The 25519-nt window shown below is 47.9% G+C and carries 20 protein-coding genes and 1 tRNA gene; 9 read left to right on the plus strand and 12 right to left on the minus strand.

Annotation, left to right across the window (positions count from 1 at the left end; translation table 11 throughout):
- Positions 1-47: 47 nt before the first annotated feature.
- Positions 48-620, minus strand: coding sequence for a response regulator (locus PHG53_01965; GenBank protein ID MDD5380391.1), 573 nt, complete (start codon positions 618-620; stop codon positions 48-50).
- 580 nt (positions 621-1200) lie between these two features.
- Between PHG53_01965 and PHG53_01970 the strand changes: the two genes are divergently transcribed.
- Positions 1201-1860, plus strand: coding sequence for a hypothetical protein (locus PHG53_01970; GenBank protein ID MDD5380392.1), 660 nt, complete (start codon positions 1201-1203; stop codon positions 1858-1860).
- 87 nt (positions 1861-1947) lie between these two features.
- A tRNA-Phe gene (locus tag PHG53_01975) sits at positions 1948-2020 on the plus strand.
- 386 nt (positions 2021-2406) lie between these two features.
- Here the strand turns inward: PHG53_01975 and PHG53_01980 are convergent.
- Positions 2407-2595, minus strand: coding sequence for a hypothetical protein (locus PHG53_01980; protein MDD5380393.1), 189 nt, complete (start codon positions 2593-2595; stop codon positions 2407-2409).
- A gap of 178 nt (positions 2596-2773) precedes the next feature.
- Between PHG53_01980 and queA the strand changes: the two genes are divergently transcribed.
- Positions 2774-3820 (plus strand): tRNA preQ1(34) S-adenosylmethionine ribosyltransferase-isomerase QueA, encoded by a 1047-nt coding sequence (queA, locus tag PHG53_01985; GenBank protein MDD5380394.1) that lies wholly within the window; start codon positions 2774-2776, stop codon positions 3818-3820.
- Here the strand turns inward: queA and PHG53_01990 are convergent, their stop codons facing one another.
- From PHG53_01990 to PHG53_02000, 3 genes are read right to left on the minus strand one after another with little or no spacing between them, the layout of a single operon-like run.
- Complete coding sequence (locus tag PHG53_01990) at positions 3821-4951, minus strand: xylose isomerase (protein ID MDD5380395.1); 1131 nt, start codon at positions 4949-4951, stop codon at positions 3821-3823.
- Between the two features lies 1 nt (position 4952).
- On the minus strand, positions 4953-6449 hold the full coding sequence (locus tag PHG53_01995) for an FGGY family carbohydrate kinase (protein ID MDD5380396.1): 1497 nt from the start codon (positions 6447-6449) through the stop codon (positions 4953-4955).
- 23 nt (positions 6450-6472) lie between these two features.
- Positions 6473-7900, minus strand: a complete 1428-nt coding sequence (locus tag PHG53_02000; GenBank protein ID MDD5380397.1) for a UDPGP type 1 family protein — start codon at positions 7898-7900, stop codon at positions 6473-6475.
- A 531-nt stretch (positions 7901-8431) separates the two neighbouring features.
- Here PHG53_02000 and PHG53_02005 point away from each other — a divergent pair.
- The 6 genes from PHG53_02005 to hisD all read left to right on the plus strand — a co-directional run bounded on the left by PHG53_02005 (position 8432) and on the right by hisD (position 17272).
- Positions 8432-9400 carry a type II secretion system protein gene (locus PHG53_02005; protein MDD5380398.1) on the plus strand — a complete coding sequence of 323 codons (969 nt, stop codon included), beginning with the start codon at positions 8432-8434 and terminating at the stop codon, positions 9398-9400.
- 457 nt (positions 9401-9857) lie between these two features.
- Complete coding sequence (locus tag PHG53_02010; GenBank protein MDD5380399.1) at positions 9858-12323, plus strand: hypothetical protein; 2466 nt, start codon at positions 9858-9860, stop codon at positions 12321-12323.
- 345 nt (positions 12324-12668) lie between these two features.
- The gene (locus tag PHG53_02015) at positions 12669-14636 is read left to right on the plus strand and encodes an aconitate hydratase (protein MDD5380400.1); all 1968 of its coding nucleotides are present in this window, start codon (positions 12669-12671) and stop codon (positions 14634-14636) included.
- Complete coding sequence (locus PHG53_02020; protein MDD5380401.1) at positions 14633-15151, plus strand: LOG family protein; 519 nt, start codon at positions 14633-14635, stop codon at positions 15149-15151. The genes PHG53_02015 and PHG53_02020 overlap by 4 nt, the downstream gene beginning before the upstream one ends.
- 1 nt (position 15152) lies before the next feature.
- On the plus strand, positions 15153-15950 hold the full coding sequence (locus tag PHG53_02025; protein MDD5380402.1) for a hypothetical protein: 798 nt from the start codon (positions 15153-15155) through the stop codon (positions 15948-15950).
- A gap of 11 nt (positions 15951-15961) precedes the next feature.
- Positions 15962-17272, plus strand: a complete 1311-nt coding sequence (gene hisD / locus PHG53_02030) for a histidinol dehydrogenase (GenBank protein MDD5380403.1) — start codon at positions 15962-15964, stop codon at positions 17270-17272.
- Here hisD and PHG53_02035 read toward each other — a convergent pair.
- From PHG53_02035 to gltX, 7 genes are read right to left on the minus strand one after another with little or no spacing between them, the layout of a single operon-like run.
- Positions 17269-18072: a prolyl oligopeptidase family serine peptidase gene (locus PHG53_02035; protein MDD5380404.1), complete on the minus strand. Its 804-nt coding sequence runs from the start codon at positions 18070-18072 to the stop codon at positions 17269-17271. The two genes, hisD and PHG53_02035, sit on opposite strands and share 4 nt — an antisense overlap.
- 1 nt (position 18073) lies before the next feature.
- Positions 18074-20803: an alanine--tRNA ligase gene (gene alaS / locus PHG53_02040; protein MDD5380405.1), complete on the minus strand. Its 2730-nt coding sequence runs from the start codon at positions 20801-20803 to the stop codon at positions 18074-18076.
- 28 nt (positions 20804-20831) lie between these two features.
- Positions 20832-21884: a recombinase RecA gene (recA, locus tag PHG53_02045; GenBank protein ID MDD5380406.1), complete on the minus strand. Its 1053-nt coding sequence runs from the start codon at positions 21882-21884 to the stop codon at positions 20832-20834.
- Between the two features lie 29 nt (positions 21885-21913).
- Entirely contained in the window at positions 21914-22480 is a 567-nt protein-coding gene (gene thpR, locus PHG53_02050; protein ID MDD5380407.1) for an RNA 2',3'-cyclic phosphodiesterase, read from the minus strand.
- Positions 22481-22493: 13 nt separating this feature from the next.
- On the minus strand, positions 22494-23396 hold the full coding sequence (locus tag PHG53_02055) for a PfkB family carbohydrate kinase (protein ID MDD5380408.1): 903 nt from the start codon (positions 23394-23396) through the stop codon (positions 22494-22496).
- 3 nt (positions 23397-23399) lie between these two features.
- Positions 23400-23789, minus strand: a complete 390-nt coding sequence (locus PHG53_02060) for a hypothetical protein (GenBank protein ID MDD5380409.1) — start codon at positions 23787-23789, stop codon at positions 23400-23402.
- A complete protein-coding gene (gltX, locus tag PHG53_02065; GenBank protein MDD5380410.1) occupies positions 23779-25416 on the minus strand; it encodes a glutamate--tRNA ligase in 1638 nt (545 codons plus the stop codon). Before gltX ends, PHG53_02060 begins: the two co-directional genes overlap by 11 nt.
- Positions 25417-25519: the final 103 nt, after the last annotated feature.

Below are 25519 nucleotides of genomic sequence, written 5' to 3' on the forward strand. Positions count from 1 at the left end.
AATTTTAATCACTAACCCGTAACCACCAACTAAATACCATTTAACCACTATTGGCTTTTCAACTGCAGAGCAGCCGCGATTTTACCGGTAAGCTCATCTATATTAAACGGTTTTTTTATGAAATCCTCGGCGCCTGATTTCAATAACTGGTCGATTTCATCCCGTTTTACAACGCCGCTTACGATAATAATTTTGATGTCCTCGAAATCAGGATTCTTTTTTATCGTCTGGCAGACAACGTTGCCGTTGATATCCGGCAACATATAATCGAGCAGTATCAGGTCGGGGCGGAACAACTGGGTGGATATTCCCGCTTCGTAGCCGCTGGATGCGGTTTTGGTTTCGAACCTGCCGTCCCGAATGAGAACATCGACTATAAGCTCAATTATTTCAGCATCATCATCAACGATAAGAATTTTCTTTTTGCCGGACTCGAGATTATCGAGGGGGATATCGTTTCCCTTCATAAATTTGATGAGACTCTGACGCGGAATCCTGCGGAATCTTGAGCCTGGAACGCGAAAACCCTCTATCTTGCCAGCATCAAAACATCTGATGACTGTCTGCTGACTTATTCTGCAAATATCGGCAACATCGCCGGTTGTAAACAACTCCTTCATGTTATCTCCTCCTCTTTTTGACCAAACCTGCCGGCATAAAACCTCTCTAAATTGCCTTAATATCCTAATTTAACTATCAGAACATAGGTTTGTCAAGCATAAAAAACACTGAAAAACCCAATTTTCTGCTATTAAAGCCTAAATATTATCAGCCGTTGGCATACCCGCATTATTTTTTATTGACGGAGGTTGTGTTTGTTGGTATATTGTAAATGTTGCGAAGGCGACTATGCCATAACCAATATAAGGCTGATAAGCCAATAAAGGAACATCGCAACAGGGAGACGGGCGATGAAAAGCAATATATAAAAGCCTAAGTCTCCCTTTTTATGCGCATCGCATTTCCCAAAGGCGACCAAAGCACAAATATAAGTCCGAAAACACAAACAAATCGAAACGCCAAGACATTTATCAGCAACCAGCTTTAACAATCTCAACGGCCCTGAAACTTAAACCAATTGCTTATAGGGCTACGCTGCAGCGGGCTTTTTAATAAGTTTCTGACCTTAAAGGCAGCCTTTTATTAAGCCGAATTAAACCGTGGAGTCGTCGTAAACTTAACTATTTAAAGTAAATTCCAATGGACCATAAACAACGATACAGAAGGTTGCGTCTGCTTATCAGTAAACTCAACAAAGAACGCAAAAAGCAGGCGAAAAAAACTGACATACTCTGCAATGACCTGATTGCAGCCCAGAGAGACTTTATCAAGAGATTAGATACCATCGGTTTTACGGCGAATTTCTACGAGGCAATCGCCGGGGCAACCGAGATGAGCAACCTAATACTTCTGGCCAGCAAGCTCATTAAAGACGAAACCGCCGATGCAAATGTTGCTTTCTTCCTGCTTCAAGCAGACCCGCTTCGACCCGCGTCGAGCGAGGCAGGCAACTTTGAGCTGCATATATTCGAAAGCACCCAGCCGATACTGCTGGAAAAACAGGGAGTGGAGAATTGTTTCACGCCCGAGGTGGTGGACAACATCTGCAAGTCAAATAAAATATGCACTCTCGAAGATATGTTCGCAATGGGGCTGCAGGGTAACCTAACCCGCCTAAATGAAATCTCAGCGGCTACAATCCCGCTCAACCAGGCGGGGCCATCGCTGGGTTTTATACTGATTTACCGCCCTGTGCAGAACAAACTGACCGCCGGGGAGCTAAACAACATAGCGGCCATATCGCCGGGACTGTCCCAGGCAATCGCCTCCTGCCGGGCGCTCTGTCCATCAGCCGATTAAAATTTCGCCGGAGACAGCCGGTTTTCCGGCAGTTCACCTCTAATTTTCTTGCAATATCAGTTTTTTATGCTAAATTCAGGCGCAACCGGGTAGGTAGCTCAGCTGGTAGAGCAACGGACTGAAAATCCGTGTGTCGGCGGTTCAACTCCGCCCCTGCCCATTGCCAGCTACAAGACTGAGAATTTGCCTGGTAGTAACTTGGGGCAAAATCGGCCTTGGCGAGGCTAAAAATGGGGTAAATTAGCGATAATTTTGAAAAATTACAAAAAAAACTTGCAAAAATACCGCCGGGAGTTTATAATAAGTGGCGTAAGATATATAGTTCTTTTCTTCTTATTGCATCTTGGCTTGCTGAGGCAGTGTAGATTTTTATAACCTTGTTCTATATTCTTTTAATGGACAGCTGCCTCATAAAAGCTGGAGTTTTTAAAAACTCCAGCTTTTTTTATTGGTTTATGGTAAAGGGCACTCGGCATCTGCCGGTAGATATGCAACTATCTCTTTAAGAGGATTAGACAACAAGCAACCATCGTAGCGAGACTTTAATCACGCGGATTTGTTTATCAAGGCGGCCAAAAGGATATGTCTTAATCTGTCAACGCCGAGATCGTCGAGGTAGCCGTCGGTAAAATCCAGCTTAAATCGACCATCGAAATTTCTGATTCGTCTTTTAAGCTCGTCCCTGTCTAACGAGGCGATTGAAGTTGCTGTCTGTTCAAATCTTTCCGAAGCCATTGGCTCAAACTCCTGAAAAACCGTTTTCTTAAGATTGGATTCGCTGCTATCAGCATCGTCAATAATGCAGGGCCACTTTTGCAGGAAATGCAACGAGTACTATACAAATATACGAACCGGTTCATTAATTTGACTGAATTTTTTTGTCATTTTGCCGACGGTCTGATAATCTTCAGTTATGAAAACGGATAAGCTGGATTATTACCTGCCCGCCGAATTAATCGCCCAACAGCCGGCGGATGTTCGAAGCGAGTCGAAACTGCTGGTTTTACAACGCTGCAGCGGCGAGCTTACAGACAGCGTTTTCAGCAAAATCGGTGATTTTTTAATAAGCGGCGACTGTCTTGTGCTCAACGATACAAGGGTCTTGCCTGCCCGGTTTTTCGGCCAGCGCGGCAGCGGGGGCAAACTCGAAGCACTATTTTTAGCTGAGCGCGGCGGCGTGTGGGAAGTTATGCTAAAAGGTGCCGGCAAAGTCAAACAAGGCGAAACTATTTGTCTAAAAGACAAAATGGAAAACAATTTTTGCGAAGCAGAAATACTCGATAAAGGAAGCGAAGGCAAATGCCTGCTGAAGATAAAGGCAGACGCAAATGCCGAGGCTATCCTTGAAAAAATTGGTTTTCCGCCGCTGCCGCCATATATCAAACGTGGCAGAGACCGAGAGCAGGCAGCGATAGATAATCTTCGGTACCAAACGGTTTACGCACGGCATAACGGCGCCATCGCGGCGCCGACAGCCGGGCTGCATTTTACAGATGAGCTAATCGAGCAATTGAAACAGGCCGGCATCCGCTTCGCGTATATAACGCTGCACGTCGGCGAAGGAACGTTCAAGCCGGTCACCACAGACAACCTTGAAGAGCATAAAATACATCAGGAGCAATTCAGCATCGACGAAGAAAATGCGCAACTAATAAATGCCGTGAAAGAAAAAGGCGGAAGGATAATCGCGGTGGGCACGACTTCTGTGCGAGTTCTGGAAACAATTGGAGGCGGGTCAAAAATCAAGGCCGCCGCAAGCGCAACGAGCTTGTTTATCAAGCCCGGTTATACATTCAAAGCAGTCGATGCGATGATAACGAATTTTCATCTGCCAAAATCGACGCTTATTGCGCTTGCGGCGGCCTTTTCAGGTCTGGAAAATATACTAACCGCGTATCAGCATGCCGTTGAGCAACGATACCGTTTCTACTCCTACGGCGACGCAATGCTGATAATTTAATTACTTATACATATTGTCAAAATGCTTCTGGGCGTTTACCACCGCGCCGCGCATCATATCTTCGGCTTTGGCGGTTTCTCGCTGGGCAAGAGCAGCCATCAAGGCCTTCGTGTCAAGCTCTTTCGCAGCTTTCTCGCAGGCTTCCCAGCTCAATAAGCTTCTAATTACTCTGTCGATTCCCTGTTTGGTATTGTCATAGGCGCGGGTCTGCATATCGTGGCCCATCCAGCGATTGAAGCCGGCCTGCTGGAGAAGCCCGGCAATGGCGATATTAAAACCATTTATTCTGGCGCCGTTATCGATATCATACTTGCCTGGGCCGCCGAGAATTATGCCGTCGTTGTAACCCTGGCTGTTCAGATGCATATGCACCATCATACCGTTGTCCAATTCCTCGACGGTGTCGTAAACGTGGTCGAGACCAATCATTTCCGAATGGCCGAACTCCTTGTTCACGCCTTTTTTCTCTACGGAGACGCCGAACTCCTTTTCTATTTTCCTCCAGAACGCTATCGCGCTTGCCACTGTAGGAATCAGCATCGCGGGATGTCCCTCATTGGGCTTGGGTTCGAAACCTATGTGAAGGTTACCGCCCTTTTTCTGTTCGTATTTGCACAGGCCGGCAACACTTTCCTTGAGGTTTTGATACATCTGCCTGATGCCTACCGTAGCGATGTCGTATCCGAATGAGCCGTTCCAGATTACAAATGCCGGCGCCTTTTTGATGTCCGGGTGCCATGCCTTTTTCAAAGTACCGTATGCCAAATCTACTGTTTTTGTACCCAGCTCTTCTGCTGCTTTGCGCTCACTGGGGTCGAGCGAAGCGATACCGCCGTAGGCGAAATGACTGTGCGCGCCCGGGGTTATCATCGCCAGATACAACTTGTTGTCCACCAGCGCATCAGCGACAGCGGCGGCGTTTTTATCATTGACCTCGGAGTCGTAGTGCATTTCGATACCGAGCTCGATATTGTCCGGAATATTGGGCCGAATTTTGTCAGCCACCAGCTTAATCATTTCCGGTGTGCCGAACTCGCCGCCCCATTCAGGTCTCATATCGCCGGGAACAAAACCGCCTTTGCCCGGATTAAACGTCCATCTGCAAATACTGTGTAAAGATTTACCTGCCATTTTAACTGCTCCTTTCCATTTGATGTTTCAAAACAAGCTCCCATTTCTCGTAAGCCTGTTTATACGCTTCTGATAATTTATTGTTTGGTTCAATTTTCTTAACCGGTTTAAGCCCTGCAAAAGCGGCCTCCGGACTCTTATAAATACCAGCGCCTATTCCAGCACCTCTGGCGGCGCCCTGCGAACCGTCAGTATTGTAAAGTTCCACAACTGATCCGGTAATGGTCGCAAAGGCCTCTGAAAAAATGGGGCTGAGGAACATATTTGCGTGACCTGCCCTGACAGTTTTTGCATCGACGCCGACCCGACGCATTATACCAACACCATAGTTCAAAGCAAAGACAATTCCTTCCTGTGCCGCCCTCAAAAGATGTGCCCTGCTGTGGAGGTTAAAGTTCAGGCCGTGAATAGATGCGCCCGGGTCTTTGTTTTCCAGCGTCCTTTCAGCCCCGTTTCCGTATGGCAGGACCACAAGTCCATCGCTTCCAACTTTAACGCCGCCGGCCAATTCATCCATTTTCGGGTAATCCAATCCATCGGTTGCATTATGTTTTAGCCAGCTATTCAGGATTCCTGTGCCGCTGACGCACAATAGTACGCCATATCTTGGTTTTTGCTGGGTGTGAGTAACGTGAATAAAGGCATTGACTCTCGACTTGCTGTCGTAATCGCTTTTTTCGGTGATTCCATAAACCACGCCGGAGGTGCCCGCGGTTGCCGCTATCTCGCCTGGGTTGAGGACGTTCAGCGATAACGCGTTATTCGGCTGGTCGCCCGCCCGATACGATATTTTGGTGCCTGCTTTTAATCCAAGCTCATCGGCGGCAGCTTTCGCCAACTCGCCCTGCACGGAGAAAGTCGGCACCGCCTCGGCAATCAAATCTTCTGAAATTCCATAGTAGTCCAGCAGAAGTTTGGCAAGTTTATGTTCCTTATAATCCCATATTATCCCTTCGGACAGGCCGGAGAAAGTCGTCTTTATTTCGCCTGTCATTTTCATCGCGACATAGTCGCCGGGCAGCATCATTTTGTAAACTTTGGAATAAATATCCGGCTCATTTTCCATAACCCATTTTAATTTCGAGGCGGTAAAATTGCCGGGCAGGTTAAGCATAGTCTCGAGGCACTTTTTCTCTCCGATTTCCGCTGCCGCTTTTTTAGCGAGCTGCACGGCCCTGCCGTCACACCAGATTATCGACGGCCTGAGCACCTCTTTATTTTTGCCCACGATGACCAATCCGTGCATTTGATATGAAATCCCGATTGCCTTAACATCAGCCGCATTGAAATCGGTCTGGGATTTAATCATCTGTGTCGCCTTGACGACGTGCTCCCACCACATACTCGGGTTTTGCTCGGCCCAGCCGAACTTCTTGGCGATGATTTCCATTTCTTTCTTTGGCGAAGTTGCCGCCGCCAGGGCTTCCCCCGTTTCAGCATTCATCAACGTGGCTTTAATCGAGGAGCTGCCGACATCGTATCCTAATAATAACGTCATTTATATAACCCCTTTCTTTAAAATCAGGCCAGGTAAACCCTGTCCATCGGTTTAATTTCGGGTATTTTACTCAGCTTCGTTTTAATGTCATCTTTTTCCAATGCGAAACTCGGCGCAATCTCGATAAGACAATCAGCCTCGCCATTTGGCTTTCTTGGAACAGCTACGCCTGCCGATTCGAGCCAGGCGGCACTACGGGCCACAATCATTTCTCTGGCACTTTCGACACTGTCAACGCCGGCGTCGTTCTTGACAGGAGCAAACTCCTCACTTCGCAGGGTCTCTAAAATTATCGACTTTGAGGCCAGAGACAAGGCATCAAAAACAAAGCTTTCCAATTTTACACCATTTGGCCTATCAGGTTCAACAAAATTCCCCTGCCGGTCGATATGCGGAATTTCCTTTACGGCCTTGTGCAGGGGCAAGGCAAAACCGCCTGCATTGAGCTTTTCAACGAAATCGCGATTGATAATATGGATGGCGATACTGCCGAGTCCGAAGACCAAAGAGCCATCGGGGTTCCGTTTTCCCGCGAGCTCGTCGGGTAAATCGCTATATTCGATGACAGTTACCCTGCCGTCAACCAAAGCGAAGTTGCCCACCTTCTCTTTCGGCATGGTTTTTATCACCGCCTTTGAGGACATCTCGGCCTTGTCGAGGGCATGCAGGCCAATAAAAAGCGGGTCGAAAATATTTATGAGGGGATTATCGACCTGGAAATAGCTTATGAACTCTACGCCGCGTCTTTTCATATCCTCGACAGCCCCGCTTTTATAAAGCGCTTTCAAGCTTCCGCCATGCCCGTCAGGTGCGCAGGCAATAGTATCCTTTTCAGCCAGGAGGATTTCGCCGTCGAAATTAAAACTTGGCAACGTGTCCTGCTGAAATATAAAGACATCTTTCTCGTTCAAGCCGTAATAATCATTTGAACGAAAGATTTTTTTAATCTCGGCGCAGTTCATCGGGCTGGCCATAATATACCAGGGGCAGGCGGTTCGGTATCTTTCCGAAGCGGCGGCGAGCATCTCGGCGAAGATTTCGAACAGCGTTTTGTTTTTAACAGGGGTGATGGGAAAATTTCCCTTTGGTCCGTCAAATCCGAGTCTTGTTCCCTGACCACCTGCAACGACAAAGGCAGCGACCTTGCCGGCCGATATCAACTTTCCACCTAATTCTTTGGCTTTGCTATAGTTACGTTCCTGCTTTTGGCCAGCCGGAGTGAAACTATAAAATGGGGCGGGGGTAAAATCCGTAGATTCGACAGCAGAAGCAGGGTTTTTAATGTATTTAGCCACCCATTGGTCTATTTCCGAAAAATCGAGCCTCTCAATTTGCGCAAGCAAATTCTGCCTCTGGACCGGGTTTATCTGCTCCCAAAACGCCAAAAGATGGCCCTGGTTGTGCTTTTTCAGCAGTTTCTCTGTTTTTTCAAAAACTTCCTTGTTATTCATATCTACAGTTCCAAGCCTAAAAACAGGGATTTTAAGCGAATTGTGGAAAAATTCAAGAAAGTTAAAGAAATTGACGAAATTAACTTGACAAAAAAGTTATCGGGTGTTATTGTTTAAACAGAGGTAAGTAGGTTTGAAAAACCTTTTATCATAACTTAAAAAAGCTATCATAATTTATGTCGTTCATCATACCTCAAACCTACCTGCCAAGAAAGATTCTTGTTTCAGCTTGATTTGCGCCATTGAACGTGAAACAACCTTGAACGCAGAAAGAAATACCTTGTAATCTTTGTTGGTAACATTCGGTTTTATAAATGTGAACCGGTTGCTCTCGAGCAAAAAATAAATAGTAAACCAAGGAGATTCGCAAAAACAACGTCTTTATACTTTTACATTGCAGGGGCCGGTGTTTTGAGACCTGATGCAAAACGCGGACCCAAAAGTCAGCTGCATTTATTTATTAAGATATAATCCAAGCGGGCTTAAGAGTGACTGGGCTCGTGAATCTCAAAAAAGTGAAGGAGAATAAAAATGAAAAAGAAAGGTTTTACATTAGTTGAGCTGCTGGTCGTTATCGGCATTATAGCAGTGCTGATGGGCATTCTGCTGCCCGCTCTTAGTGCGGTGAGACGAACCGCCCAACGAGTGGTCTGCGGATCGAACCTCGCCGGTATTGGCAAGGCCATGCTGCTCTACGCCAACGAGTACAACGGAGATTTTCCGCGTGCAGGCGCTGTAACCGAGTTCTGGGGCGACGCCGGAGTAATAGACTTATGGCTCGACCAAGAGGGTGCCCAGTATGGCGGAGATATGGGAGTAACCATTACAGCCAGCCTTTATCTTTTGGTAAAGTATGCGGATGTGACACCAGCCCAGTTTAACTGCAAGGGCGACGGTGGAAACAGAGAGTTTAAACTTTCTGACGTTAAAGATACTCTGCCTGAGGCTGTTGATGATGTTACCGATGCCTGGGACTTCGGCGGACAGAATGATTATGCCACCGGCGACTACTGGCCGGGCAATTATAACAGCTATGCTTATCAACACCCCTATTACAACGATACTATCACCCCCGCCATGTCATTTCCACTTCGTGCGGATAGTAGCCCAGCCTGCCCCACGGCCGCAGACAGGAATCCTTACTGGGACAGGAATGCTACTTCTTATATTGGCGGCAGTGCTTGTATAGGAGATGATGCAGGACCAGACTGCGAAGACGGATACAAAGATGATTTAAAGACGGGTAATTCGGCGAGTCACCAACGGGATGGGCAAAATGTCCTGTATGTTGACACCCACGTCAGGTTTGAGAGATTTCCTAATGTCGGCATCGGCAAGGACAATATCTGGAAAACCTGGGATACTCAGGAAATTCCCGATACTCCCGATAAAGAGTGCGGTGAAACACCTGAATGCAACGAAGATGGCGGCACAGATGGATCTCATGCACCAAAGCATGAAGAAGATGCGTTCCTCGTGAGTGAGACTAACGCTAGATAAGATCAACAACTGACTATGGTTATGAGCGGCCTTGTGCGGAAGCACGAGGCCGCTTTTTTATTGGGTGAAGATGGTGTTAAAATGGGTGGTTTGAGCAAGATGGGGTAGCACCAAACGCGCAAGTTCGCGTTTTTAGGTGGGTGTAAAGTGGTAGAAATTGCTAAAAATGTACTTAAAAGTGTGAAAAATGCGTAGAAACGGTCAAAAAATGTATGAAAATATGCGATAATTTTGCACCCCCCTTGCGCGAATTGTTCGAAGCGAATAATTCGCGGAAAACTTCAAAAAACAATCGACAAAACTCAAATAAATTCCACTTGCCAAATTGCAATATCTAAAAATAAAAATTTACCTAAATTAACAGGAAGTTTTAGCATTAGCAGTCAACCTTTTGACTGCGATATATGCTAAGGAAATTGGGATGAGGGGCGTTTAACTGACTGTTTATTGGCAGTTAATGGAGAAGGAGGAAATTTTTAAGAAAACGGTTGCATTTTGGGGGATCGGTGGGTACAATATTAGCAGAGCGTATATATTATGCAACAATTGGCAAGAAGCTTTCTTTCGTATTAGCTGTGTTGTGATGAAAGCAGGAAGAGGCGTTCCGGCTTTTTCAGACAAGGATTTCCAGGAAATAGCAGTTTTTCTAAGCCTTTGCCATTTTGATAAAAGGAGGCAGATTATGAACTATGATGAGCAAAACTTTTATGTCAGACGGCAAAAGAAAAGACACGACAGAACGTTTGCGCCCTTGATTAGTGCTAAAAAGGCCATGTCTATTATTGATGTGGTTTTCGACTCTCAACAAGCAGCTTTTGATGGTCCCGGCAGATTGATTAGATTAGACAAGTTAGATTATAAAGATGGGAAGTTTAGCGATAAGGAAATTATCCATGCATTGTTCTATAGGGATTATTATGTAGACCCAAATATTTATGCCGGTATAGATGCTGATCCGAAAAGCAAAGTAACGGAAGATGAGTTTTGTGCCCGCATGGTAAGTGATGTAGGTTTGAATGAGAATCAGCTATATTTTCTCTTGGGGGAAATTGGGTATGGTAAGAGTGCTTTTGTAAATAAGCTTTTGACGAATTATGGAAGAGAGTGGTTTGTTAACAAAAACCTTTTTTTTATACGAGTAAGCGCTTACTACCTACAGGAAGAACACGAACAAAGCTACGCTTATTTGTTTGAGGAGTTTGTAAGGAAATTAATTGGGAAAACCATAAAGGTTGTGAGAGATGCCGGTTGGGCATCCACTATGGGAGAACATTTTACAAAACTTTCAGAGGTACAGGATGGTCCATTAACACCTAAGTTGGTTGCCTTGAGAGAGTTTATAGAGAGAAGCCAGAAGGAATATGGTCTGCGTTTTTTGTTTGTTGTGGATAATATCGATTATATTTTTCATTTGGACGATGAAAAATTATTCTTGCCTGAATTTAAGGATAACCCTCCGGCATTCAACAGTATTACCCATTTCTTGAATTTATTTAAGGATGGCACTAAATTGGGCAAACTGGGGGTTAACGTTCTTTTGGTTTTGCGCCCTGATAGTTATAGCGTGCTTAAAGAGACCAGCATAACAGATAGTTACGAGCCATTCCCGGATTTATACCAGGATAACCATGCTTACTTTTTGGATAAACCAGAATTATCGAAGGTTGTTCAAAAGCGGATAGAGATGACAAGACGTATCTTGGATATTGTGCCTGCTGGGGTCAGCAAAGCTGTATTCGCATCTATTGTGGCACCGCTTAGAACATTCTTTCTTACCAACAAACCTCAAATAGATTACAAAAGAGCATTAATGGATGTTTTACCAGAGTTGGGAAGCTATGGCTTGAGGGATGTCGTGGAATTTTGTGCCAGATATGCTTGGGTTCGAGGAAGGGCTATTCAATGCGAAACGGCGATAAATAGATTTTTGGAACATTTTCACGCCGGCTTGATTGCATTTATATTGAAAGGGTATAGTCGGTTTAGCCAAGCACATACGCGCTTTCCGAACATTTATCTTACCAAAGAAGTTGTCTATGGTCCGATGGGTACGGAAGTAAGTATACCCAATTATTACTGGATAAAGTTACTGCTGCTGAAATATATAGAATATAGGCGTTCCCGTGGTGTGGTTGTAACCGTGAGAGATATATTGAATGTTTTTGCCGGTGACGGTGGGTATCCAGAAGAAGTGATATATCATGCTCTCGGGTGTATGGGACGAGTTCATGGGCCAAATATTATATGTATGGATTTGGAATGTGGTAACGAACGATTTGTTGGGGTGAATAATATAGGCCTCACAGACCGTGGGAAAGCGTGCCTAGGAAAAATATTCAATACGTTTGCATATCTTCAGCTAATTATTGAGGACAACCAATTGCCTCTTCCAAATGACAGCGAAATATTAGAGCTAATGGCTTACTGTAAAGAAGATTACAAATATCTGGTTGATAGCGCTGAAGACTATCATAAAGTGTTGATGACTTTGCTGCCTAAGAAGGCCGAACAAGTTCTGTTGTTTTTTGAGATACTAAAATATGAGCTTGAATTTGAAAAAGAGCTTTTTCATGCGGCTTTTACAAGAATGGGGAATGAACATATCGAGATAAATGTGACTGAAATGCGAAATAAGATTTTTGGGGAAATACGAGATCTATTTGAATCCCTTAAGGTTGATGATTATGAGACAATGTTGGATATGATAGATAAGAAGGTTAAAGAAATAGGCATAAGGGTGATTTCTAAATCATATAAAGAGCTTACAAAACAGGTTTTATTACAAAAGGACGTACTTGCCGGGCGTAAAGAGGTTCCTTTTGAAGTAAAGGAGTTAATGCCACAGAAGGGTAAGTGGAAAAGTATTTCTCAAAAGGACGAGAGAGCTACGTCTGGCGAAGAAAAAGCGAAGGACGAGGCATAAGGCCTGATTTAGAGAATTGGTGATTGTCCAGTTGAGCGGGTGGCAGTTTAAATATGCCATTCCACTTTGTTGTATTCGGGTTAGGGTGATGCTTTTGCATTAATTGCCTCGCGGAGTTTTCGAGGTTGGGGGAAACATAAAGCAATCCTCGCCCCAGTTAGATAGCAAACGGCGCATCTCACGGGGTAAACTCATGCAACCCACGGCGATAGTAACCCCTGCCGCGAGCGGCAGGGCTAACCAAACCCCGGCATACAAGATGACGGGGCTAACCGAGCGTTTTGCGGCTTGACGGAAAATGCAAGTCCTGTTAGATTATGCCTTTAATTTCAATGGAGAAGAAAATTGGGGCAGACACTTGTCTATAAGATATTAGCCAGTCATTTGGTCGAAGGCAAAATCGCCAACGGCGAGGAAATAGGCATACGGATTAACCAGACGCTAACGCAGGACGCTACGGGAACGACGGCGTTTCTACTGTTCGAATCAATGGGGGCAGGCAGAGTTAAAACGCAGCTTTCGGTAAGCTATATCGACCACAATACAGCGGGGTTCGGCCCTGAAAACCATAACGACCATCTATACCTGCAAACGATAGCAGCTAAGGCAGGGGTTTACCATTCGCGGGCAGGAAACGGCATCTGTCATCAGGTCCATTTGGAACGATTCGCTAAGCCGGGCGCGACGCTATTGGGAAGCGATTCGCATACGCCTACGGCGGGCGGGATAGGCGCGCTTGCCATCGGGGCAGGCGGGCTGGACGTGGCGGTGGCTATGGGAGGCGGGCCTTTCTATCTTACCTGTCCGAAGGTGCTCGGGGTAAAGCTTACGGGAAAACTGGCAGACTGGGTGGCGGCGAAGGACGTGATATTTAAGCTGTTGAGTGAACTTTCGACAAAAGGCAATGTCGGGTGGGTAGTCGAATATTTCGGGGAAGGGGCTGCGGGATTGACTGTACCGCAACGCGCGACGATAACAAATATGGGGGCGGAGCTTGGCGTGACGACGAGCATATTCGGCAGCGACGAGCAGACGAGGAAATTTTTAGCGGCCCAGAAACGGGAAGAAGATTATCAGCCGATGGCGGCGGACGACGATGCCGAGTATGACCGGATTATCGAGATAGATTTGGGCGAGCTTGAGCCGATGGCATCGTGTCCATCTTCGCCGGACAACGTAAAGGCCGTCGCGGAAATCGCGGGGGTGCAGACGGGACAAATTATAATAGGCAGCTGTACGAACTCGAGCTTTGCCGACTTGATGATGGTCGCAAAGGTGTTAAAGGGCAGACGCATAAACAATATGGTCGAGTTCGCAATAGCACCCGGCAGCAGAGAAGTATTGGGTATGCTGGCGGAGAATGGGGCGATGGCGGAGACTATTTCGGCGGGCGCGCGAGTTCTGGAATCGGGGTGCGGGCCCTGCATCGGCCAGGGGCTTTCGCCGGCCAACGAATTGGTAAGCCTGAGGACATTCAACAGGAACTTTTCGGGGCGAAGCGGAACAGCAGGCGATAAGGTTTATTTAGTCAGTCCGGAAACGGCGGTCGCTTCGGTGCTGACGGGGCGAATCACCGACCCGCGGGAGCTGCCGAAACTATTCGGGATAGAATATCCGAAGATAGAGCCGCCGGCGGAATTCGCGATTAACGATAATATGATAGAGGCGCCGCTGAACGAAAAAGAGGCAGCTAAGGCGGAGGTCATACGCGGGCCGACGATAGTCGTGCCGGAGGCGCCAACACCTCTGCCGCAAAAGCTCCAAGGGCAGGTCCTGATTAAATGCGGGGACAAGATAACAACCGACCATATTATGCCTGCGGGGCGTTTTCTGAAGATGCGGTCGAACGTGCCAGAGTATGCAAAAGTTGTTTTCCACTATCTCAACGAAAAAGGCGAAGCGACATTTGCCGAGAAAGCTTTGGAATTAAAGAAAAAGGGGACAGCAAGCATTATCGTAGCAGGGGAAAGTTACGGGCAGGGGTCATCGCGAGAGCACGCTGCGCTTTGCCCGATGTATTTAGGCGTGCGAGCCGTGATAGCCAAGAGTATCGAGCGAATCCACAAGGCGAACCTGATAAATTTCTGCATCGTGCCGATAGTATTTGACGAGCCTGGTGATTACGAAAGAGTCAAACCCGGCGATCGGCTGCAAATCGACGACCTGTTAGAAGCGATAAAAAGCAGCGATGACGTTGTGATTGTCGATAAGACAAGCTCGTTCGAATTTACCGGCGGGCTGGAACTTTCCGAGCGGGACAGAAGGATTTTGCTGTCGGCGGGATTACTAAACTATACCCGCAATAAGGCATGAAGAATAAGACGATAACCATCTTCGGCACAGCCAAAACGAAATCCGGCGAGACAGCTTATGAACTGGCACACCAGACAGGCAAGTTGCTGGCCGAGGCAGGGTTTGCGATTGCCAACGGAGGGTACGGCGGGACGATGCTGGCGGCGGCCAAAGGGGCTGTCGAGGCAGGCGGGGAGACAATCGGCGTTACGTGCTCGGCTTTTAAGCGCAGCAAGGCGAACGAATATATAAAGCGTGAAATTATTACCAAATCGCTGGACGAACGGCTCGATACACTGATAAAAATTGGACAGGGGTACGTTGTGCTGCCGGGCGGAACGGGGACGCTGCTGGAACTGGCGAAGGTCTGGGAATTAAAAAACAAAGGCTTTATCGAAACGGAGAAACCGATTATACTTGTAGGCGGATTTTGGAAGCCGGTGGTCGATTTAATCACAGCCGATGACCCTGACAGCGGCCGATATATCCGGCAGGCAGACGGGCCGGAGCAGGTTGTAGAACTAATTGGCGATTGATATGAACAAGAGAGCTGTAATTTTGATTTTAGCGTTTTTAAGCTGCACTGCACTTTGCGCAGGTGCGGCCCGTAAAACTCTGCTGCGGGACGGCTTCGGCCTGATGGGCGTCGACGGCGAATTAAGCAACATCGGCGACAGGTGGTTCTTCAAATTCGATTCTGAGGTTAGCGACGATGTCGGGGAAATCGACGCGGGGACGGTTGTCGAGCTTCTGCCGTCGAGCGCGCTGGAGAAGATAATCACTGACGCCCAGAAACGAACCGAGGCAAGCTACCGGCTGTGGGGCAATGTTACAAAATACAAGGGCAACAATTATATATTCCCGATTTATTTTCTGCCCATCAGCGCGGCCGAGAGCCAAACCAAACCGGAGAGGTCTTCAACACCGCAGAAACAAAAGGCCAAGATAGCCATCAATGAGCCGAACGACGAATTAGCCATGCCGGAAGAGATAGTAGGCAAGTTGAAAAACAGGCGAGTGCTCCGCAACGAGCAGGTGAAAGAGGGAATGCAACTAAAGCAGGACTCTATTCTGGCAGGCAGAACTGCGCTTTTGGGCAAACGCGCAGACGGCCAGAGCGAAGTTACCCTTGATGCCATCGGCAGAAATATTCCGCAAATATCGTTTCGGCTGCTGCCATGCGGAGTGCTGGAGCAGGCGCAGCAGGTGCAGTCTGTTGAGGCGGACCCTGTGCGATTCAAAATAGCGGGGATTCTAACACAATACAAAGGCGAACATTATCTGCTGCTGCAGAAGGCAATACAGGCTTACAGTCACGGAAACTTCGGAAGGTAAAGGACAGACCAATGCCTCACGAACTCGATAAGATTCTGATTGAATACGACCAGCCAGATTTCAAAAAACGATTTGAAGAAATCCGGGTAGCCGTTATTCAAGCCACTTATTTCGATGATGAAAAAGAGAAACAATTAAATGTTATTTTTGACGAAGTGTCACAGCGCGGCGATGAAGCTGTTGCTGATTATACGGAGAAATTCGACGGCGTAAAACTTACTCCGGAGCAGTTCAAAATATCAGAGGCGGAGCTAAATGACGCCAACAAAGCAATCGACAGGAAACTTTTGAAGTCGATTCGGCAGGCGATAAGGAACGTAAAAGAGTATCAATCGAAAATTTTTGTCGGTAAAGACAAAAACTTTAAATCGACCGGCATAAAGTATACACCGATTAAACGAGTGGGGATATGCGTTCCTGGGGCGTCTGCGCCGCTGCCATCGACAGTGATAATGTGCGCGGTTCCAGCACAGGTTGCAGGGGTGAAGGAAATCGTTGTTGTCTCACCGCCACGATACAACGGAAGCATTCATCCGGTGATATTAGCAACCTGCAAAGAGTTAAAGATTAAAGAGGTTTACAGGATAGGCGGGGCACAAGCAGTTTTCGCGATGGCTCTGGGGACTAAAAATATACTCAAGGTTGAGAAGATTGTCGGGCCAGGGAATGCCTGGGTTCAGATGGCAAAAAAGAAAGTCGCAGGATTCACCGTTTCTATTGATTCTGTTGCCGGGCCGAGCGAGGTATTGATAATAGCAAACAAAAACGCTACTCCTGCCTGGGTAGCAGCGGATATGCTCAGCCAGGCGGAGCATAGTCCTGGTTCGGCAGTTTTATTTACGGATTCTGAAAAAATTGCAACGAATGTTTTGATTGAAATTAAAAAGCAAATCGAACAACTGGGTCGGTCAAAGGAAACCGTTGACTGTTTGTTGAAATGCGGCGCCATAGTCGTTTTTAAAAATATGGCGGATATGGTGAAATCTGCCAATTATTTTGCCGCGGAGCATCTGCAGATACAATGCGGGAAACAGAGCGGGCAGATTGCCAAGAAAATAACAAATGCGGGAGCTATATTTATCGGGGATTATTCGCCGGTTGCAGTTGGTGACTACTGGGCGGGGCCAAGCCATACATTGCCTACCGGCACAACCGCAAGATTCTCAAGCGCTTTAAGCGCTAATGATTTTATAAAGGCGACGAGTATTATCGAATACGATAAGAAGAAACTGGCGGCGAGCGCGGAGGACATAATCCGGCTGGCCGAGGCGGAGGGGCTTGACGCGCACGCAAGAAGCATCCGGCTACGGGTCGGCCGTTAATTCTTTTCGCCGGATTGCGTATCTTCCACGGAGCTATTTGAGATAAGCCAGTTGTACAGTTTTTGGCGGTTGGGCGGGTCACAGATGTGTCCTACCCCCTGAAACTGCTCAAAGGTAACGTTTGCGCCCAATCTTTGATAATACGCCTGGGCTTTTCTGGCAGCAGCGAGATTGGCATCTCTTTCGCCCGCGCCGATATAAATGGGTTTTCCCCGCATCGCCATTCGGCCTACGTCGGCGGCAACCAGACGGATGTTTCGGCTCCGGCCGGCAGCAAGGATAACAACGCCCGCCCAAGCCTTAGGGCTGCTTTCAAGAATGGATGAGATGTACCAACCGCCCATGCTGCAGCCCGTGATAAAAAGGCGTTTCTCGTCGATTCTGAGGTGCTCGGCAACGTATTTCTTGACTTCAAGGGCGCTTTTTCGCAGGCGTTTAATATAGCTAATATACTGGCCTTCGTTCATCGGGCTTTGACTGCCGGGGACATAGGCCATACCGATAACAATGAAACCACAGCCTTTGGTAAGGTATCTGAACAGTCCTGTCGCCGGCTCGCCGCCCATCCCGTGATAGAAGAAAATTACAGGCCAATCCCGATTATCGTTATAATCGGAGGGGACATATACCATAAAGTTATCGATGCCAAAGATTTTTCTATCGACGTTAACGTTTGTCTCTTCGCCCGGGGTAAAATTGGGTTCAGCATTGTCCGCCGCGGAGAGCGGCCCTGCAATACAAAAGAGAAAGAGGTAAACAAGTACCCACGAAGTCGAAAGCGGACGGCTATTAAGAGTCATCTTATTTAGCGCTACCCAATTTTTCTTTTATTATTTCAGCGGCTTTTGCGAGGGCGACATCAATTTTTTCCGGTTTTTTTCCGCCGGCCTGCGCCATTTGCGGCCTGCCGCCACCACCGCCGTCAATCAACGGAGCGATTTGCTTTATTATATCGCCAGCGTTGAGACCATTTTTAACAAGGTCATCGGTAACACCTGCGAGCAAGGTCGCATTTTCATCGTCAGCAAAACCGATAACCACGACGGCGGATTTGGCCTTCTTTTTTAGCATATCGACCGCCTCGCGGCCCTGCTCGACTGAGACAGCTGAGAGCCGGCCGATGATTACCGACACTGACCCGATTTTTTCAGATTTGTCGAGAAGCTGCTTTGCCTCAGCCATAACATCAACGGCAGTCTGTTTCGAGGCGGACTTGAGCTGTTTGGCGAGTTTTTTGTTTTCATCTACCAGTTTGCTGACTTTGGCAACAAGGTCGTCGGCAGATACTTTCAGGGTTTCACACAAACTCTCGACGATTTCGCTCCGCTTTTCCAAAAATTCGTTTAGTTTTTCGCCTGTCAATGCCGTTATCCTCCTAACGCCAGATGAGATACTTTCTTCCTTTATTATTTTGAAACCGCCGATAGAACCGAGCCGGTCAACATGGGTGCCGCCGCAGAACTCCTTGCTGAAGGCGTCGGCGAGGCGGGTTTCGTCATCTGTGCCGATGGCTATTACCCGGACTTCGCTGCCGTATTTCTCGCCGAACAGCGCCATTGCGCCGAGTTTTTGCGCCTGCTCTCTCGGTAAAACAGAACAGGTCACCGGGTAGTCGGCTGCGATTTTTTCCCTGACGAGGCCTTCAACTTTTTTAATCTGGTCATCCGTCAGGGCCCTGGGGCAGGTAAAATCGAAGCGCAGGTATTCGGAACAGACGAGACTGCCCTGCTGTGCGACGGAACTGCCGAGCGTTTGCTGGAGGGCCCACTGAAGCAGGTGCGTTGCGGTATGATTTTTCATAGTTGCCCTGCGGTCGTTGTCAACAATCGCTTCAACCTGCTCATTCACAGTAAACGTTCCGGAGTTGGTTTTGCCGCGGTGGACGATGCAGTCGCCGATTTTTTCCGTGCTTTCGACGATGAAGTGACCATCCCGGCCTTTAATCTCGCCGATGTCGCCGACTTGACCGCCTGACTCGGCGTAAAAGCAGGTCTTTTCCAGCACCAGGCCGACCTCGCCATCGGAGGCCTTCAATTTGCCCGATGAAATATACTTACCATCCGAAACAATCCAGCCCGAAACGCCGGATGCGCATCTGTCGCTTTTGTATTTAGGAGAATCATCAGTGACTGGAAGTTTTGTGTTCGCAGCCAGCGAAGTGAAACTGCTTGTTTTTTGAGCCGCACGCGCCCTCTGTCTCTGCTTATCCATAAGATTATCGAAGCCGGTAGTATCGACTTTGAGATTTTTTTCCCTTGCCATAAGCTGAGTCAAATCGAGGGGGAAGCCGTAAGTGTCGTACAACTCGAAGGCGTCTTCGCCGCTGATAGTTTTATTCTTCGAGCTTTCGGCCTTTTCGGCGGCGGTATTGAAGATTTCCAGGCCGCGGTCGAGTGTCCGGCCGAAGCCGGCTTCTTCGGATTCTAAAACGGTCTGCACCAATTCCTGTTTCGAGCGAAGCTCGCCATAAAAATCACCCATCAAATTCACGACGGTCGGGACTAAATTAAAGATGAATGGGTCGTGCAGATTGAGGACACGTCCGAAGCGTGAGGCCCTGCGCAGAATTCTGCGAAGGACGTAGCCGCGGCCATCGTTGCTCGGCATACAGCCATCGGTGATTGCGAAGACAAGGCAGCGAAGATGGTCGGCGATGACGCGGAGGGCGATATCTGTTTGTTTGTCGAGAGTGCCGGAGTATTTTTGTCCGCAAAGGCCGCTTATCTTATCGAGTATAGGTGTGAAGAGGTCGGTATCGTAATTGGAACTTTTGTTCTGCAAAACAGCTGTAATTCTTTCGAGCCCCATTCCGGTATCGACGTGTTTTGCCGGCAGAGGCAGGACACGGCCATCTTCGAGACGATTATACTGAATAAAAACAAGGTTCCACAATTCGATGAACCTGCTGCAACCTGCGTTAACAGCACATTTATGCCCCGGAATATTTTTTTTGTCACACCTGTCAGGACCGAGGTCGATATGAATTTCGCTGCAGGGTCCGCAGGGGCCGATGTCGCCCATTTCCCAGAAATTGTCTTTTCTGCCGAACGCGAGGACGCGCTGCCTCGGCAGAGACGTAACCCTGGGCCACAGCTCAGCGGATTCCTTGTCGAATTCAAGGCTGTCCGATTTGTCGCCTGCGAAGACGGTTGCATATAGCTTGTCTGGTTTTATACCCCATTTTTTTGTTATCAGCTCCCACGCCCATTCGATAGCTTCAGCTTTGAAATAATTGCCGAACGACCAGTTGCCTAACATCTCAAAAAACGTGTGATGGTATGTATCGGCACCAACGTCTTCAAGGTCGTTGTGCTTTCCGCCGGCGCGGACACATTTCTGGCTATTGGCAACTCTTGGATATTGCGGGTCAGACAGGCCCAGGAAAATATCCTTGAATTGATTCATTCCCGCATTGGCGAAAAGCAACGTATCATCGCCGATTGGCACAATGGGCGAGCTTGGGACAAATTCATGTCCCTTGCTTTTGAAAAAGTCTATAAAGTCACGTCTTATCTGCCCGGCAGTTAACACTTGTCAGTTTCCTAAAACAGAGGGGCAATCAAGATTGCACCAGCCCTTTTGCGACGAGGATTTTGCTTTTCAACTCATCCCGCAGGTCTTTATTTTCGACCAGGTATTTTTTAGCGTTTTCTCTTCCCTGGCCGAGTCGGACACTTCCGTAGTTCAGCCACGCGCCGACTTTTTCGACCACTTTGCATTCGACACCCAAATCGAGCAGGTCGCCTTCGTAGCTGATACCGCTATCGAACATAATATCGAACTCTGCATCACGGAAAGGCGGGGCGATTTTGTTCTTAACCACCCTTGCCCTGACCCTGGAGCCGAGTGCGTTGCTGCCTTCTTTAATGGTTGCCAGCCGTCTTAAATCGACGCGGACGGAGGTGTAAAATTTCAGCGCCCTTCCGCCTGGGGTAGTTTCGGGGTTGCCGAACATCACGCCGATTTTCATACGGATTTGATTTATGAAGACAAGCGCGGTTTTGCTCTTATTAATGACGGCGGTGAGCTTTCTCATCGCCTGGCTCATTAATCTCGCCTGCAGGGCCATATGTGAGTCGCCCATTTCGCCTTCAAGCTCCGCCGCAGGGGTAAGCGCGGCAACCGAGTCAACAACTATAATATCAACAGAATTGGATTTAATCAGCATCTCGGTGATATCGAGGGCCTGTTCGCCGGTGTCGGGCTGGCTGACCAGCATACTGCTGACGTCGACGCCTAATCTTTTGGCCCACGTAGTATCGAGCGCGTGCTCGGCATCGATGAACGCGGCGACGCCGCCGAGGTGCTGGGCATTGGCAATGACGTGAAGCGCAAGGGTAGTTTTGCCTGACGACTCCGGGCCGAACAGCTCGGTGACCCTGCCGCGGGGAAGACCCTTGCCGCCAAGGGCGATGTCCAACGATAGCGAGCCGGTAGGAATGCCCTCAATCCTGGCATACTTGTGCTCATCCATCTGCATTATAGAGCCCTGGCCGTATTGCTTTTCAATCTGCGCAATCACGCGCTCCAAGGCGGCTTCTTTGCCATCGGCCTTCGGTCTTAAAGCTTCGACTTTGCCCTTGTGTTTGCTTTCTGAAGTTGTCTTGGTCATTTTACTTCCTCCAATTTTCCGTGACTTATTTATTGCAGTTTATAATTTCCTAATACGGTATAGACAGGTCCACTCGGTTTCAGCTCACTTTGGTAAACCGAAACAGAATCAGCCGACAGCGTTCCGAGCTTAAAATCCTTATAATCAACACTGGCCTGTGCCAGTTTCATACCCGCTATCGGATGCCTTATCCTGCAGAGGGTCAGGTGACCGGCAAATTCTCTTGTTTCCTCCGGCCAGCCGGCCAAGGCTAGCGATTCTTCAATATCCTCCTGTAATTTCAACAGGTCGTCTCCTCCTTTGCCGGTGCCGACCCACAGGACTTTCGGGCTCCTGCCGCCGAAATTGCCTACCGATTCTATGTCCAGCTCGAAATCTTTATGCCTGCCGGCGGCGGCCTCTACTATATTACAAATTTCGGCGACTTTTTCATCTTTAATTTCGCCCAAAAATTTCAAAGTCAGGTGTATATTATCCGGGTTCACCCAGTTGATATCGCCTTTTTTCACGTCAATGCTGCCACGCAACTTCTGCTGCAAATCGCCCAACGCAGCCCTGATTTCCTCATCAATATCTATCGCTATAAAGCATCGCATTATACATTTGCCATTAAAACTGTGTTATTTCCCGCAAGGTTTTTAATCTGCCGTCTATATCAGTCCTGCTTATCGAGGATAGACCCGCCAGCGAGAAATCGGCAATAGTAAAAGAGGCCGCCACCGTGCCGCAGGCGACTGCCTGTTTTAATGATTCAAAATCGGTCTTCCCGGCCTTTGTGAGATAACCCATAAATGCGCCCGCAAAGCTGTCACCTGCGCCTGTCGGGTCTTTGACGTCGGCGGATGGATATGCAGGCAGAATAAATTTCTCATCTGCACTGCAAAGGAGCGAGCCGTGTTCGCCTTTTTTGATGACCGCGACAGCCGGCCCCATATTCAAAATGGCACCGGCCGCTTTTATCAGGTTAGTTTCCCCGGCCAGCATTTTCGCCTCGTCTTCGTTGATAATAAGGCAGTCAATTTTTTTAAGCAGGCGGTCCAAATCGTCCCGTTGTCCCTGAATCCAGCAATCCATCGTATCAGCAGCCACGAAAGAGGGGTCATCAACCTGTTCGAGCAACTGAATCTGAAGGGCCGGCGCGGTATTGGCGAGAAATACAAACTTGCTGTCTCTGTATGCTTTCGGCACCTTCGGAGGCTCTTCCGCGAGGACGTTTAATTCGAGCTTGTCGGTTGTCCTTTTGTTAATGTCTTCGTGATACGTGCCTGCCCAGCGGAAGGTCTTACTGTTTTTTCTGATTTCCATGCCCGTTAAATCGACGTTTCTGCCGGCGAAAACTTTCGCCAAATCGAATGGACAATCCGGGCCGATAACGCCGACAAAACGCACAGGGCAGAAGAAACTTGCCGCCATACTGAAGTATATCGCTGAGCCGCCGAGACAATTCTCGCTTACCCCGTAAGGCGTCTTAACACTATCTATCCCTATCGAGCCGGTGACTAATAATGACATTTACTATTTACACTCCTTAGTTTCTGAAAATTTTCTGTCTTGGAAAATTCTGAACGCCATCGATAGTGCTCCTGCTAAAAATATCGACACTCCCAACAATCGATGCCAGCTTGGCCAAACATTATAATCATAACAATTAACACGATATAACAACGCCGTAACACCGGCAAAAATAAAGAGAACCACCATCAGAAACATGAAAAATATACTGACCTTTCCATACGGATACCTCACGTTGAAATTCCTCTGTATTAACTCTTTTAAAATCAGCAACGGAACTACAAAAAAGAGAATAATCGTCAGTGGCCATTTCATTAACACCACTAAGGCCGGAAAAACACTAACTAGCAGCAAGAACACATCACCAAAAATCAACTTAGTTTTAACTGTCATTTTTTTTGCCAAATTCTTTCAGCGTATTATCTATTCTCTGCAGGGTTTTTTCTTTGCCTAATATCTGGGCGGCGTCGAAAATCGGCAGGCTGATGGTACATCCGCATAAAGCGACACGCAACGGCTGGGCGATTTTGCCAAGGCCGAGCTTTTTCTCCTCGGCCAGGCCCCGCAGCGAGGACTCGATATTCTCCACGGTAAACTGCTCGGCCGCAGCAAATTTATCACGAACAATTTGCAGGATAGCCAAGCCGTCATTTTTCAGCAAAACATCTTTGACCGCCTTGGGGTCGTATTTTATCTCGCTGTTATCCAGGAAGAGGAATTTGCTTTTACGTTCGATATCAGCCAGTGTCCTTGCGCCCGCACACAGCTCTATGATTTTCGATAGTATCCCGTCGTCTGCCTCTGCCACAGGAGATTTAATAACCTCCAGGTACTTTTTAAAATGGGGAAGTACTCTTGCGCCACCCTGCATCCGAATGTGCTCGGTGTTGAAGGCGAGGAGCTTCTTGCGGTCGAACAAGCTGTTAGTTTTTGTCAAACGCGAAATATCGAAAGAATCAATCAGCTCCTTGATAGACATAATTTCGCGTTCGTCCCCCGGATTCCAGCCAAGTAGCGCGAGGAAATTCACCATCGTCTGCGGCAGATAGCCACTCTTGAAAAAATCAACAACGTTGATTTCCGGCAGTTGGACGCCGAGGAACTCAGCCATCGCGTCAACGTTGGGCATATCGGGCATGGTCTTATTCGCTATGAAGTCTTTGACTTCTTCAACAGTTATGCCGCCGACCTTGGCAAGTTTTTCCAAATCGATGCCGGGCTTGGCCTTGATGGCGTTGCGGAGGGCTTTGGGGCGTTCGCGTTTTGAAAGCTTTCCGCCGCTGTCGCTGACGGTAACGGACATATGGGCGTATTTCGGAAGCTCGCCGAAGCCGAGGGCTTTCCACAATTCCTGCTGGCCGGGCGTATTCATAAGGTGCTCCTGGCCGCGAATGATATGTGTAACCTTCATCAGGTGATCATCTACCACGCAGGCAAAGTTATACGTCGGGAAGCCGTCACTTTTCTGTATGATGAAATCAGCCATTTCGCCTGCTGCGAAGGTAACCTCGCCGCGGACAATGTCCTCTACTACAAGAGCTTTGTCCTGCGGGACAGCAAAGCGAACGGTTACAGACCTGCCTTCAGTTCGGGCCTTTTTTACATCACTCTCATCTGGGAATTTTTCGGGACGGGAATATACAAAACCTTTTTTTTGTGCCTCGGCTTGCTTTCGGAGCTTATCAAGCTCTTCGGAGGTGTCAAAGCAGTAATACGCCTTTTGCTCATCGAGCAGGTTTTTTATGTATTTATCGTAGATATCCATACGCTGCGACTGCAGGTATGGCCCGTTCGGGCCGCCGACTTCGGGGCCCTCGTCCCATTCGATGCCGAGCCAGCGAAGGTCGTCTATGACCTGCTGCATAGCCGTCGGGGTATTGCGCTTGAGGTCGGTATCTTCGATGCGGAGTATGAACTTGCCGCCCATCCGTCTGGCAAAAAGCCAGTTAAAAAGAGCGGTCCTAGCCCCTCCAACGTGCAGATACCCTGTCGGCGAAGGTGCGAAACGGGTTATTACCATTATAAACCTCAAGAAAAACGTGAAAACGACGAGAGATTAAGTTATATCTGCCTTATTGTCAAGAATAGATGAGTGGTCTGACAAGGCATTTTCCCCTGTTAAT

The sequence above is a fragment of the Phycisphaerae bacterium genome, assembly GCA_028714855.1.
Taxonomy (GTDB): domain Bacteria; phylum Planctomycetota; class Phycisphaerae; order Sedimentisphaerales; family Anaerobacaceae; genus CAIYOL01.